This is a genomic window from Mesorhizobium sp. M0174 (genome assembly GCF_040322275.1).
Lineage (GTDB): Bacteria > Pseudomonadota > Alphaproteobacteria > Rhizobiales > Rhizobiaceae > Mesorhizobium.
In genome coordinates this window covers 106373-118932 of the sequence record NZ_JAMYTB010000004.1, presented here as the reverse complement: position 1 = coordinate 118932, position 12560 = coordinate 106373, and the positions used below count along the sequence as shown (strand labels likewise).

At 63.2% G+C, this 12560-nt stretch carries 12 protein-coding genes; 8 read left to right on the top strand and 4 right to left on the bottom strand.

The annotated features are described in order from the left end of the window. Positions 1–2 precede the first annotated feature (2 nt). The 7 genes from iolD to phnN all read left to right on the top strand — a co-directional run bounded on the left by iolD (position 3) and on the right by phnN (position 6586). A complete protein-coding gene (gene iolD / locus NKJ13_RS10050; RefSeq protein ID WP_352686475.1) occupies positions 3–1847 on the top strand; it encodes a 3D-(3,5/4)-trihydroxycyclohexane-1,2-dione acylhydrolase (decyclizing) in 1845 nt (614 codons plus the stop codon). Positions 1848–1893: 46 nt separating this feature from the next. After that, the gene (iolE, locus tag NKJ13_RS10045; RefSeq protein ID WP_352686472.1) at positions 1894–2811 is read left to right on the top strand and encodes a myo-inosose-2 dehydratase; all 918 of its coding nucleotides are present in this window, start codon (positions 1894–1896) and stop codon (positions 2809–2811) included. Between the two features lie 41 nt (positions 2812–2852). Continuing rightward, entirely contained in the window at positions 2853–3071 is a 219-nt protein-coding gene (locus NKJ13_RS10040) for a DUF3329 domain-containing protein (protein ID WP_254815905.1), read from the top strand. Positions 3072–3073: 2 nt separating this feature from the next. Beyond that, positions 3074–3886 (top strand): 5-deoxy-glucuronate isomerase, encoded by an 813-nt coding sequence (gene iolB, locus NKJ13_RS10035; RefSeq protein WP_352686469.1) that lies wholly within the window; start codon positions 3074–3076, stop codon positions 3884–3886. A gap of 148 nt (positions 3887–4034) precedes the next feature. Continuing rightward, the gene (locus tag NKJ13_RS10030; protein WP_352477065.1) at positions 4035–4742 is read left to right on the top strand and encodes a DUF1045 domain-containing protein; all 708 of its coding nucleotides are present in this window, start codon (positions 4035–4037) and stop codon (positions 4740–4742) included. Positions 4743–4820: 78 nt separating this feature from the next. Beyond that, positions 4821–5960 (top strand): alpha-D-ribose 1-methylphosphonate 5-triphosphate diphosphatase, encoded by a 1140-nt coding sequence (locus NKJ13_RS10025; RefSeq protein WP_352505998.1) that lies wholly within the window; start codon positions 4821–4823, stop codon positions 5958–5960. Continuing rightward, complete coding sequence (gene phnN / locus NKJ13_RS10020) at positions 5957–6586, top strand: phosphonate metabolism protein/1,5-bisphosphokinase (PRPP-forming) PhnN (protein ID WP_352736739.1); 630 nt, start codon at positions 5957–5959, stop codon at positions 6584–6586. Before NKJ13_RS10025 ends, phnN begins: the two co-directional genes overlap by 4 nt. Positions 6587–6675: 89 nt before the next feature. On the opposite strand, the gene NKJ13_RS10015 is transcribed toward phnN, so the two are convergent. The 4 genes from NKJ13_RS10015 to NKJ13_RS10000 all read right to left on the bottom strand — a co-directional run bounded on the left by NKJ13_RS10015 (position 6676) and on the right by NKJ13_RS10000 (position 10956). After that, positions 6676–7206 carry a DUF2231 domain-containing protein gene (locus NKJ13_RS10015; RefSeq protein WP_352505999.1) on the bottom strand — a complete coding sequence of 177 codons (531 nt, stop codon included), beginning with the start codon at positions 7204–7206 and terminating at the stop codon, positions 6676–6678. A gap of 111 nt (positions 7207–7317) precedes the next feature. Next, positions 7318–8313, bottom strand: a complete 996-nt coding sequence (locus tag NKJ13_RS10010) for an ABC transporter permease (protein WP_254815901.1) — start codon at positions 8311–8313, stop codon at positions 7318–7320. 23 nt (positions 8314–8336) lie between these two features. Then, positions 8337–9881, bottom strand: coding sequence for a sugar ABC transporter ATP-binding protein (locus NKJ13_RS10005; RefSeq protein ID WP_352777707.1), 1545 nt, complete (start codon positions 9879–9881; stop codon positions 8337–8339). 112 nt (positions 9882–9993) lie between these two features. After that, the gene (locus NKJ13_RS10000; RefSeq protein WP_254815899.1) at positions 9994–10956 is read right to left on the bottom strand and encodes a sugar-binding protein; all 963 of its coding nucleotides are present in this window, start codon (positions 10954–10956) and stop codon (positions 9994–9996) included. A 539-nt stretch (positions 10957–11495) separates the two neighbouring features. Here NKJ13_RS10000 and NKJ13_RS09995 point away from each other — a divergent pair. Continuing rightward, on the top strand, positions 11496–12524 hold the full coding sequence (locus NKJ13_RS09995; protein ID WP_352736927.1) for a LacI family DNA-binding transcriptional regulator: 1029 nt from the start codon (positions 11496–11498) through the stop codon (positions 12522–12524). Positions 12525–12560 lie beyond the last annotated feature (36 nt).

The following is a 12560-nucleotide window of genomic DNA, read 5'->3' as shown; positions in this document are numbered from 1 at the left end:
ACATGACCAAGACAATCCGCCTGACGATGGCGCAGGCTCTGACCCGCTTTCTTGCTCGACAGATGACCGAGATGGACGGGAAGAAGGTGCCGATCTTCGGCGGCGTCTGGGCGATCTTCGGCCACGGCAATGTCGCCGGCGTCGGCGAGGCGCTGTACCAGGTTCGCGACGAGCTGCCGACCTTCCGTGCCCATAACGAGCAGGCAATGGCGCATGCGGCGATCGCCTATGCCAAAGCCAATTTCCGCCGCCGCTTCCTGGCTGCGACCAGTTCGATCGGCCCCGGCGCGCTCAACATGGTGACCGCTGCGGCGCTTGCGCATGTAAACAGGTTGCCTGTCCTGTTTCTGCCCGGCGACGTCTTCGCCAATCGCATTCCCGATCCGGTCCTGCAGCAGGCCGAGGATTTCTCCGACGGCACGGCGACCGTCAATGACTGCCTCCGGCCGGTGTCGCGCTATTTCGACCGCATCACCCGGCCGGAGCAGATCATGCCGGCGCTCAACCGCGCCATGCAGGTGCTGACCGATCCCGCCGAATGCGGCCCGGTGACGCTGGCGCTGTGCCAGGACGTGCAGGCAGAAGCGTATGACTACCCCGAGAGCTTCTTTGCCGAACGAATCTGGCATCAGCGGCGACCGCGTCCGGATCGCCAGGAGCTGGCCGCCGCGGTGGCGGCTCTTAAAGCGGCGAAGAAGCCATTGGTGATTGCCGGCGGCGGCGTACTCTATTCGCAGGCCTCGGGTGAACTGGCCAGACTGGTGCAGGACGCCGGCGTTCCGGTCTGCGAGACGCAAGGCGGCAAATCCTCGCTGCCCGACGATCATCCGCTGAACATGGCGGCGGTCGGCGTCACCGGCACTTCGGCTGCCAACAGGCTGGCCGAAGAGGCCGACGTCGTGCTTGCCGTCGGCACCCGGCTGCAGGACTTCACCACCGGCTCCTGGGCACTGTTCAAGAATTCCGGCAAGACCATTATCGGACTTAACGTCCAGCCCTTCGACGCCGGAAAGCACCAGGCGCTGACGCTGGTCGCCGATGCGGCGGAAGGGCTCGCCGAACTCGGCGAGGCGCTGAAGGGCTGGAAGGTGCCTGCCGCCTGGACCGACAATGCGATCAAGGGCAAAAAGGAGTGGCAGGCGGAGGCGGGCAAGGTGACTGCGTCGACCAATGCCGCCTATCCGTCCGACGCGCAGGTGATCGGCGCCGTACAGCGCGCCATGGGCTCCGGCGTGGTACTGCTCCATGCCGCCGGCGGCTTGCCCGGCGAGTTGCACAAGCTCTGGCAGGCGGGCGCGCCCGGCTCCTACCACGCAGAATACGGGTTCTCGACAATGGGCTATGAAATCGCCGGCGGACTCGGCGTCAAGATGGCCAAGCCGGACGAAGAGGTAGTCGTGATGATCGGCGACGGCTCCTACCTGATGCTCAATTCCGAGATCGCGACCTCGGTGATGCTCGGCCTCAAGCTGACCATCGTGCTGCTCGACAACCGCGGCTATGGCTGCATCAACCGGCTGCAGATGGCGACCGGCGGCGCCAACTTCAACAATCTGCTGAAGGACGCCCGTCACGAAACCTTGCCCGAGATCGACTTCGCCGCGCATGCTGCGAGCATGGGTGCGATTGCCGAAAAAGTGCCATCGATCGCCGGGCTGGAAACGGCGCTGGCGCAAGCGAAGAAGAACACGCGAACGACCGTGCTGGTCATCGACACCGACCCGCTGGTTTCGACCGAGGCCGGTGGAAGCTGGTGGGATGTCGCAGTGCCGGAAGTCTCGGCACGGCCGCAAGTGAATGCGGCGCGCAAGAAATACGAGGAAGCGCTGAGCGGGCGGGTTCTTTGAACCATCCGCGAACGCGCCTCGAAATGTCCGAAACTGGAGTGACGACTTGAAAGCCAAACTGGGCATGTCCCCCATTGCATGGTGGAACGACGATCTTGCCGAACTCAGCGATGATGTGTCGCTGGAGGAGTGCCTGCGCCAGTCGCGCTCGGCTGGCTTTACCGGCATGGAAATGGGCCGCCGCTTTCCCAACGATCCGCAAATCATGCTGCCGATCCTGAAAGAGGCCGACGTGACACTTTGCGGCGGCTGGTTCTCGGGGACGCTGGTCAATGAAGACATGGCGAAAAACAAGGATCGTATCCAGCCGATGATCGATCTGTTCAAGGCGGTGAATGCGCCCTGCATCGTCTATGGCGAAGTCGGCCGCTCCATCCAGGGCGACCGTTCGAAACCCCTCGCCAGCAAGCCCAGGCTTTCGGACGATGAGATGAAAGCCTACGCGAAGCAGCTCACGCAGTTCGGGGAATGGTGTGCCGAGCAAGGCATGCCGCTCTCCTATCACCATCACATGGCGGCGGTGGTCGAGACCGAGCCAGAGCTCGACGCCTTCATGCGCTATTCGGGAGAAGGCATTCCACTGCTGCTCGACGCGGGTCACCTGGCTTTTGCCGGGGGCGATGTGCTGCGCGCTATTGATAACCACCACCGGCGCATCAACCACGTGCATGTGAAAGACGTGCGCATGGAGGTGATCAACAAGCTGGATCGTAGCAGGCAATCCTTTCTCGATGCGGTGGCGCTTGGTGCCTTCACCGTGCCGGGAGATGGCTCGCTGGACTTTGGCGCCATCGTCCAGAGGCTCGCCGACCATGGCTATGAAGGCTGGTTCGTGGTCGAGGCCGAGCAGGATCCGAAGAAGAACCCGCCGCTCAAGATGGCGCAGGTCGGCTACAAGGAATTGATGCGGGTGATGACAGCGGCCGGCTATACGGTGGAGACACAAGGCTTTCCCAATGCTTGAGGCTCGCGAGGAAGGGCTGATCCGATGCCGGGGGTGATCCGATGAAAGACTCCGAGCACCCGTTTTTCCGGCCGCTGTGGCGGCGCGTTGCCGTTGTCGCGGTCTGCCTGGTCTGGTCGGTGATCGAATTCGCCACCGGCACGCCGTTCTGGGGCGTGATCGCGCTCGGCTTCGCCGGCTATGCCGTCTGGCAATTCTTCTATCTCTACAAGCCGGCTGACGAGGACAAGCCATCGGCGGACGCCAAACCGAAGGAATGACCATGTCTAAGCTGCTCATCAAAGCCAATAAGGGCCACGGCCGCGTCGCTCATGTGACGCCGCAAAACGCCGGCTGGACCTATGTCGGCTTCGATCTGCATCGGCTCAGACCCGGCGAGAGCGCTTCCGGGCAAACCGCGGATCGTGAGGTCTGCCTGGTGTTCGTCACCGGCAAGGGCAAGGCCAAAGCCGGCGGCAAGGATCTCGGCCTGCTGGGCGAACGCATGTCGCCGTTCGAAGGCAAGCCTTGGTCGGTCTATGTGCCGCAGGGGTCGGAGTGGTCGGTGAGCGCCGATACCGATCTCGAACTTGCCGTCTGCTCGGCGCCAGGACTGGGCGGCGGTCTGCTGGTCCGTGTCATCGGGCCCGACGATCTCGGCCAGGAGGTTCGCGGCAAAGGCACCAACACGCGCTACGTCACCAACATCCTGCCGGAGGACAAGCCGGCCGATTCCTTGCTGGTGGTCGAGGTCATCACACCCGGCGGCCACACATCGAGCTATCCGCCGCACAAGCACGACCAGGACAATTTGCCGGCTGAATCCTATCTGGAGGAAACCTACTACCACCGCCTCAACCCGCCGCAGGGCTTTGCTTTCCAGCGCGTCTACACCGACGCCGACCAGAGCGGTGCTCGTTCGCTCGACGAGGCGATGGCTATCGAGGACGGCGACGTCGTGCTGGTACCCAGGGGTTATCACCCCTGCGCAGCCTGCCACGGCTATGATCTCTATTATCTCAACGTCATGGCCGGACCGAAGCGGACGTGGAAATTCCACAACGCGCCCGAGCACGAATGGCTGATGAAGGCCTGACCACTTCCCCTTCGCCCCAACGGCTGGTCCAAGCGAAAAATCGTCGGCTAACTACCCGGCTGCGTGGTTTTGTTACCGAAAACGCCGCAAAGCTTCGTCAATTCGTCATGGAAATCACCTATGGCAGCGGGGCTGACAAGGACTTTCGATGCGCTACGCGATCTATTTCACCCCCCGACAGGACGAACCGCTGGCACGGATCGCCGCCAACTGGCTCGGCCGCGACCCATTCGGTGCCGCCACAAAGCCGGTCGAGGCAGTAGGCGAGTTGTCGGCGGCAGAAGTTGCCTTCCATACCGCTTCGGCGCGCCGCTATGGCTTTCATGCGACGCTGAAGGCGCCCTTTCGACTGGCCTCCAATGAGACGGAAACCTCGCTTCGCGCGGCACTCGACGATTTTGCCGAGGCGACGCCGGTGGTTACGATCCCGCGCCTCGTCGTCAGCCAGATCGACGGCTTCTTCGCGCTGGTGCCGGAAGCACCGCTGCCGTCGCTCAACCGCTTCGCCGATGATGTGGTGCGCGACTTCGACCGCTTTCGCGCGCCGTTGACGGAAGCCGAGATCGAACGGCGCAGCCCCGATTCGCTGAAGCCCGACGAGTTCCGCAATCTCTGCCAATGGGGTTATCCCTATGTGTTCGAGACGTTTCGCTTCCACATGACGCTGTCCGGCCGGGTCTCGTCACAGGAAAGCCCTCGTCTTCGCTTAGCAATCGACAGCCTGTTTGCGGGCGTGCTGCAAAGGCCGGTGCCGGTGGACGCGCTGACGCTGTTTGTGGAAACTGAACCTGGCGCGCCGTTCATGGTGCTGTCCCATCACGCGCTCGGGCGCCGCCCGGCCAGAAGAACTGCCTAATGACTATTTGCTCTAACCGCGTTTGTGCGACGCCAATTGGTTCCAGTTGGCTGCAAAATCCTGCAAGGACTGCTTGAAATGACCGCCGAGACTGTTCTTGACAACGCCCGCATCGTGCTCGCCGATCAGATCGTCCAAGGGTCGATCGTGCTGCGCGACGGCATGATCGCCGCCATTGATGCCGGACCCGGCCGCAGCGGCGAGGACATGGGCGGCGACTTCATCATCCCTGGCCTGGTCGAGCTCCACACCGATCATCTCGAAGGCCATTACGCGCCACGGCCGAAAGTGCGCTGGAACCCGATCGCCGCGGTGCTCGCCCATGACGCGCAGGTGGCGACCGCCGGCATCACCACCGTGCTCGACGCCTTGCGCGTCGGCATGGACGAGGATGCGGACCTGACGGCTGCCGACATACGCAAACTGGCCGACGCGATCGAGGACAGTGTCCAGCAGGACCGGCTCAGGGCCGACCATTTCATCCATCTGCGCTGCGAGGTTTCGGCGCCGGACTGCCTTCCAGCCTTCGCCAATTTCGACGGTGACGAGCGGGTCAGGCTGGCGTCGCTGATGGACCATGCGCCGGGACAGCGGCAATTCGTCGATCTCGAGACCTACGCCTACTACTATCAGCGCAAGCTGAAGCTTACGGACCGCGATTTCCAGAAATTCTGCGAAAAGCGGATGGCTGAATCGGCGAGGAACTCGAGCCCGAACCGCAGCTTCATCGCCGCGGCTTGTCATGAGCGCGGCATCGTGCTCGCCAGCCATGACGACGCGACCGTCGGCCATGTCGACGAAGCGATCGAGCAAGGTGTGCGCGTCGCCGAGTTCCCGACCACCGAGGAGGCAGCGAGGGCTTCGAAAAAGGCAGGGCTCGGCGTATTGATGGGCGCGCCGAACGTCATGCGCGGCGCTTCGCATTCGGGCAATGTCTCGGCCCGCACGCTGGCCGGCGACGGCCTGCTCGATATACTGTCATCGGACTACATTCCGTTCAGCCTGATCCAGTCGGCCTTCTTCCTCGGCGACGTGGTCGAAGGTATCTCGCTGCCGCAGGCTGTGGCCATGGTTTCGAAGAACCCGGCCGAGGCGGTCGGCCTCACCGATCGCGGTGTCATCGAGCCCGGCCGGCGCGCCGATCTGGTTCGCGTGCGCGTCGACGACCATGTCCCGGTCGTCCGCACGGTCTGGCGGCAGGGACGCCGGGTCGCATGATGGTGTCGGCATCGGTCGAGCGTGAATTGTCCGCCGCGGGATTTCCGATCCGCGACGGTGTCTTCGTCGCCGTCGTCGGGCCGAGCGGTGCCGGCAAGGACACGGTGATCGGCTATGCGCGCGCGGTGTTTGCCCGCGAGAGCCGGCTGGAGTTCGTGCGCCGGGTGATCACCCGGCCGAGCGATGCGGCCACCGAGGATCACGATACGCTCGCCGATGCTGCCTTTGTCGAGGCCGAAGCGGATGGCGCCTTCGCCATTTCCTGGGAGGCGCATGGCCTGCACTACGGCATCCCGGCCGAAGTCGACTGGTCGGTCTCCAACGGCCGTGTCGCGATCGCCAACGTCTCGCGCGCGATCATCCCTGCGCTGCGGGAGCGCTACGCCAATCTGGCTGTCGTCGAGATCACGGCTACACCGGATATCCTGGCCGAGCGGCTGGCATTGCGCGGTCGCGAGTCGCGCGGCGAAGTTCTGGCACGGCTGGCGCGCAGTGCCAATGTGGCGCTGTCCGGACCGGGTGTCACCTCGATCGACAATAGCGGCCCTCGTGAAGCCGCCGGCGAGCGCTTCGCCGAGGTGCTGCGCAAGGCCATGGCCTTCTCCGACATGTCGGGCCTTATCTAAAGTAGCGCCCATCCGATGCATTCGGTATGGGCGCTACTTGTCTAACCAATATCTTTGGAAGCCGGTACCCCCTTTTCGGGATTATGGCCTCATGCGGCGTGCCGGTCCCGACCAGCGTGACGAGTATCCGCGGCAGTGGTTATCGAAGGCTTCACTGGCGCATCCGCCGGTGTATCCAGAACTGCAACGTGATGGCGATACACCATTTCCCAGCCCTTCCAGCCGGTGAACAGCAGTATGCAGACCACTATGAACGACAAGAGCACACCCCATGGGCGGACCGCGGCTTCGGCGCCTTGGGCATAGCGAAGATAAAAATTGATCAGTGCCACAACGACCGCGGTCAGGTTGCCCAGCATGTGATACCAGGCGTCCGACAAGGCGCGAATGCGCGGCTCGTTGAGGAAGTCGATAAAACCGGCTGTCGCGGCGAGAAGGGCCATTACGATGGCTGCCCCGATCAGCCACATCGATGCCCGTGCCCAGAAAGCATCGGCAGTTCCCCAGAAAACCAGGTCGGTGACAAAGGCACCGACAAGAAACGCGACAGGAAAAGGTATCAGCATCGGGTGGAGAGGGTGAGTTCCGACCTTTGCGGTACTTACTGGATTCGTGGGCATGGGACGCCTCCGCATAGCAAAGCTTAAATAAACGCTTCGATACGGGTTTCGTTCCAAATGGAGAGATGCCTGCCAATGGCAGTCGGCGCATTTCATCCAGCTATTTTTGCGTCATTCCGCGGCAGCACCCGCCACGCCCTTACGGGTAGCTTCCAGCATCCGCCGCCGCGCCCTGAACACGCCCCATTGCTGGTCGACCAGCACGCCGATGAGGATCACCCCGCCCATGACGGCGAAGTTGAGCGAGGACGGGATGCCGAGCAGGTTGACGAGGTTCTGCAGCTCCTGCAGCAGCACCGTGCCGAGCAGGACGCCGATCAGCGAGCCTTCGCCGCCGCGCAGCGAGAAGCCGCCGAGCACCGCTGCCGCGATGGCGTAGAGTTCGTAGAACTGGCCGTGGCTCGCCGGCGAGATCGAGCGTGTGTACATGGCGAAATAGATAGCCGACAGCGCCGTCAGCACGCCGCAGATGACATAGGCGGCTATGACGATGCGGCCGGTGCGGATGCCGGAATATTTTGCCGCTTCCTCGTTCTTGCCGATGGCGTAGAGATAGCGCCCGAATACCGAACGGTGCAGCACCACCCACATGACGACGGCGATGACGATCAGCGCGATGAAACTGTTCGGCACGCCCCAGGACCGCCCCGCCGTCAGGAATTCGAGTTCCGGGAAGTTCTGCCCAAAGGCAAAGCCGGCGGTGCCGTCGGCAGTGTAGAAGCGCGCCACGCCGCGATAGATCAGCAGGCCGCAGAGAGTGACGACAAACGGCTGCAACTTCAGCCGGGTGATCAGCCAGCCATGCATCAGGCCGATGATGGCGCCGAGCGCGATGATCAGCACGAAGGCCAGCGGCCACTCCATCTCCCGCACGGCGATGAAATCGATGAAAAGCGTACCGAGTAGCGCAACCACCGAGCCGACCGACAATTCGATGCCGCCGGTGATGATGACGAAGGCTTGGCCAATCGACAGGATGCCGAACAGCCCGATCAGGTTCGAGGTGTTGGCGAGATTGATCGGCAGCAGGAAGCGCGGGTTGATGATCGCCACCACCGCGCCGACCACCAGGATCAGGATCAGCAGGCCGAGATCTTTCTTGCTCATCGTCTTCTCCCAACGCCTGCGAATTACTTCGGCTGCTTGCCGACCGCCAGCAGCAGCACGTTTTCCTGGCTGAACCGGTCCTTGTCGAGAATGCCGGAGATCTGGCCCTCATGCATGACGGCAATGCGGTCGGAAACGCCGATCACCTCCTCCATGTCGCTGGAGATCATCAGCACGGCGACCCCGGCATCGGCCAGCGCCCGCATCAGCCCGTAGATCTCGGCCTTGGCGCCGATATCGATACCGCGTGTCGGCTCATCGAGGATCATCACCTTCGGCTTCATCGCCAGCCATTTGGCCAGCACGACCTTTTGCTGGTTGCCGCCCGACAGCGTGCCGGTGCGCGTCTGCACGGAGGGCGCCCTGATGCCGAGATCGGTCTTCTGTTTTTCGGCGGTGGCGGCCTCGGCGCTGGCCGAGACCAGCGAGCGCCGCGAATGCGCCGGCAGATTGGGCAGCGAGATGTTCTGGGCAATCGACAGGTCGAGCAGGATGCCAGTCAGCTTGCGGTCTTCCGGGACGAGGAAAATACCGTTGGCCACTGCGTCGGCGGCCGAACCAAGAACCAGATCTTTTGCGTCAAGCTGGAACGAGCCGCCAAAGCTCCTGTCGATGCCGAACAGCACGCGCGCCAGTTCCGTCCGGCCGGAGCCGACGAGACCGGCCAGGCCGAGGATTTCGCCATGCCTGACGTCGAGGTCGACGGGGCGGTCAGGATAGGCGGCGGTGCGAATGGCCTTGACCGACAGCGCGACAGAGCCAGGCGGGCGCGCCGATTCTGCGGCCTTCTCGCGCTCCTTGAGCATGCGGCCGATCATCAGCTTGACCATCTGGTCGTGATTGATGGCGCTCTTCGGCAAGGTTCCGGCGAGCATTCCGTCCCTGAGCACGACGACGCGGTCGGCGACGCGCTCGACCTCGTGAAGGCGGTGCGAGATGAAAATGACACTGATGCCGTTTGCCTTCAGCGCCTTGATGACACCGAGCAGCTTGTCGGTTTCGGCGATCGGCAGGCTCGAGGTCGGTTCGTCGAGGATAACCAGCCGTGCCTTGATCGACAGCGCCTTGGCGATCTCGACCATTTGCTGCTGCGCCAGCGACAGCGCCGACACCGGCGTATCGGCCGAGAAATTGGCGCCCACGCGTTTGAGCAGCGGCGCCGCCTGCGCTCGCAGCCTGGCGCGGTCGACGAGCTTGAGCGGCCCGGCGCGCAGCGGTTCGCGGCCGAAGAAGATATTGGCGGCCACGTCGAGGTTTTCGAACAGGTTGAGTTCCTGGTGGACGAAAGCGATGCCCGAGCCGATGCTGGCCTCGACAGTCAGCCCGTCATGGGCGACGCCATCGACGGTGATGGTGCCTGTGTCCGGCCTGGTCACGCCACCGAGGATCTTCATCAGCGTCGATTTGCCGGCGCCGTTTTCGCCGACCAGGCCGATGACCTCGCCGGGCCTGACCTCCATCGAGAACCCGTCCAGCGCAACGACGCCGGGATAGGTCTTGCGCACACCGTCGAGACTCAGGAACGGAGCGTCCGCAGATGCAACGATGGATGGGTCGGAATAATTCATCACGCCTGACAGCAGCCGGTGAGCCGTTTGGTCTCAGACTGACGAGCCTCGCGAGGCCCGTCAATAGAACGCCGGCTCAAGGCGCACCTTGAGCCGGCGCAACCTAATTCGCTCAGTTTCCAGACATCGCCTTGAGGCTGGCGGCGTAGGCGTCGACATCGTCCTTGCCGATGATCTTGGTCGGGATGATGATCAGGCCGTCGGCGGGAATGCCCGACTTGTCGCCCTCGAGATAGGCAGCCATCAGCTTCATGCCCTGATAGGCCCATTCGAAGGGCTGCTGCACGACGGTGGCGGCGACGGTGCCTTCCTTGACGCCGCCCAGCGTGATCGGATCGTCGTCGAAGCCGACGACGGTGATCTGGCCGAGCTTGCCGGCATCGCGCAGCGCTTCATAGATGCGCGGCGTGTTGTAGGAATAGAAGCCGACCATGCAGGTGACGTCGGGGCTGGCGACCAGCGCGTCCTCGACGTTCTTCTTGGCGCGAGCCTGATCGATGTCGTCGCCACGCACGTCGACCAATTCGATCTTGGTGCCGGCGAGACCTTCCTTCATGCCCTGGATGCGCTCCTTGGCGTTGTCGGCGCCGAGCAGGCCGACGAAGCCGAGGCACTTGCCGCCGTCAGGCATTGCCTTCTTGGCGATCTCTGCCGCCTGCTTGCCGGCATCGACATTGGACGAGCCGATATAGGCGACACGCTTGGTCTGCGGCGCGTCGCTGTCGGTGGTGAACAACGCCGTTTCCGAGGCGATCTTGTTCAGCCCGTCGGTCGACGTCTTGGGATCGACGGCCGAGACCATGATCGCCTTCACGCCGGCCGTCACCAGATCGTCCATCAGGCGCTGCTGGATGGCGACCGAGGACTGCTCCGGATATTTGAGTTCCAGATTGTAGTTGGGCAGTTCGGCTTGAGCCTTCTTGACGCCGGCTTCCGCCGCCTTCCAGAAATCGGAAGCGCCGTTGACGACGAAGGCCAGTGTCGGCTTGTCGTCGGCCCGCGCAATTGCGCTGGCGGACAGGCCGAGCAGCAGGGCCGCAGCGGCGACGGACGCATTTCGTATCACAGATTTCATATTTAACCTCCCATTTTGACTCAGTAATTTCGCTGATGATGAACGTGCCGGCGCGGCTTGGACGCCCTCCTCCTCAAGGGTTTCCGGCAGCGAAGAACGACGCCATTCCAGCCGCGATCGTCGACTTTAGAGACTCATTCGCCGTTCGTAAATAGTCCGATTTGTCTGACATTTCCCGGAGCGGCAGGCAAGCTTCGGCTGACGGGAACCGTCCGATACCAGGCTGGCTTGCGTTCCGAACATGCGCGGTCCGATGTCGTCCGGGCATGATGGATTGACGTTATAGGGATGCCGGATATTAGTAAAGAGTATTAGTTTGGTCGAGATTCTCGCCACGAAGGAGAGAGGCCTCCCCAGCAACCGTTTTGAACCGGGGACTACATCGCCCAAGAGGTTCGATTATATCTATTAGCGGGGCTTCGCCCTATAAATGCGAGATTCGAGGGACCAATGACATGAACGAACCATTGCGTGATCCCGTCCTTGAGGGTACCAGGCGGCGCAAGCTGTCCGGGAAAAACCCCAAGGGCCGCGTTACCATGACCGACATCGCCAGGGTCGCCGGCTGTTCGCAGGCGACGGTTTCGTTCGTGCTCAACAACACGCCGGGCATCAGGCTGTCGCAGCAAACCCGAGAGCGGGTGATCGAGACGGCGCGAGCACTGGGCTATTCGCCGCCGGTGTTTTCTGCTTTGCGAGCCCCGGTTGCCGCATTCGACGGGCTGGATGGCGTGATCGGCTTCGCCGTCGACCAGTTGGCGACCAGCCCGGAGGCGGTCGTCGCCATTGAAGGGGCGCGGCAAGCCTCGTGGAACGCCGGCAATGTCGTGTTGGTGGCGCAGACCATGGGCGACGAGGTGATGGAGCCCCGGGCCATCGCGGCACTGACCAAGCGGGGCATTTCGGCGCTGATCTACATGACCATCTTCACCCGCGAGATCGTCGCGCCGGACTATCTCTACGGCCTCGACATTCCGGTCATCCTGCTCAACTGCTACACCGCCGACTATGCCTTTCCCGCCGTGGTGCCGAGCGAGATCGCCGGCGGCCAGAGCTCGACCCGGCACCTGATCAGCTATGGCCATCGCCGCATCGCCACCATCACCGGCGAGCCCTGGATGCAGGCGGCCCAGGACCGGCTGAAAGGTTACCGCCGGGCGCTGGCGACGGCCGACATCCCGTTCGACCCGGAGCTGGTCGTCGAAGGCGATTGGTCAGCGAGCGCCGGCTATGCCGCGACCGTCAAGCTCTTGGCGCTGAAGGACCGGCCGACCGCCATCTTCTGCCAGAACGACCGGACCGCGATCGGCTGCTACGAGGCGCTGAAGGAGGCCGGCCTGCACATCCCCGGAGATATTTCGGTGGTCGGCTATGACGACGAGGAGATCGCGCGGCATCTGTTCCCGCCGCTGACGACGTCGATCCTGCCGCATATGGCGATGGGACAATGGGCGATCGAGCAGTTGGAAGTCCCCGCTGCTCCCGGTCGCGGCCGGAGCCGCTATCCCGTAACCAAGCTCGAATGCCCGCTGGTCGAGCGGGAGTCGGTTGGCGCCGTGGCGGGCTGAGGCGAGCGCGCCGGCGATCGACAGTGCACAGGCTTG

What these genes read in the sequence shown, in the direction of transcription:
- iolD (WP_352686475.1), top strand. Translation starts at nt 3, where the DNA reads ATGACCAAGACAATCCGCCTGACGATGGCGCAGGCTCTGACCCGCTTT.
- NKJ13_RS10040 (WP_254815905.1), top strand. Translation starts at nt 2,853, where the DNA reads ATGAAAGACTCCGAGCACCCGTTTTTCCGGCCGCTGTGGCGGCGCGTT.
- iolB (WP_352686469.1), top strand. Translation starts at nt 3,074, where the DNA reads ATGTCTAAGCTGCTCATCAAAGCCAATAAGGGCCACGGCCGCGTCGCT.
- NKJ13_RS10030 (WP_352477065.1), top strand. Translation starts at nt 4,035, where the DNA reads ATGCGCTACGCGATCTATTTCACCCCCCGACAGGACGAACCGCTGGCA.
- NKJ13_RS10025 (WP_352505998.1), top strand. Translation starts at nt 4,821, where the DNA reads ATGACCGCCGAGACTGTTCTTGACAACGCCCGCATCGTGCTCGCCGAT.
- phnN (WP_352736739.1), top strand. Translation starts at nt 5,957, where the DNA reads ATGATGGTGTCGGCATCGGTCGAGCGTGAATTGTCCGCCGCGGGATTT.
- NKJ13_RS10015 (WP_352505999.1), bottom strand. Translation starts at nt 7,206, where the DNA reads ATGCCCACGAATCCAGTAAGTACCGCAAAGGTCGGAACTCACCCTCTC.
- NKJ13_RS10010 (WP_254815901.1), bottom strand. Translation starts at nt 8,313, where the DNA reads ATGAGCAAGAAAGATCTCGGCCTGCTGATCCTGATCCTGGTGGTCGGC.
- NKJ13_RS10005 (WP_352777707.1), bottom strand. Translation starts at nt 9,881, where the DNA reads ATGAATTATTCCGACCCATCCATCGTTGCATCTGCGGACGCTCCGTTC.
- NKJ13_RS10000 (WP_254815899.1), bottom strand. Translation starts at nt 10,956, where the DNA reads ATGAAATCTGTGATACGAAATGCGTCCGTCGCCGCTGCGGCCCTGCTG.
- NKJ13_RS09995 (WP_352736927.1), top strand. Translation starts at nt 11,496, where the DNA reads ATGACCGACATCGCCAGGGTCGCCGGCTGTTCGCAGGCGACGGTTTCG.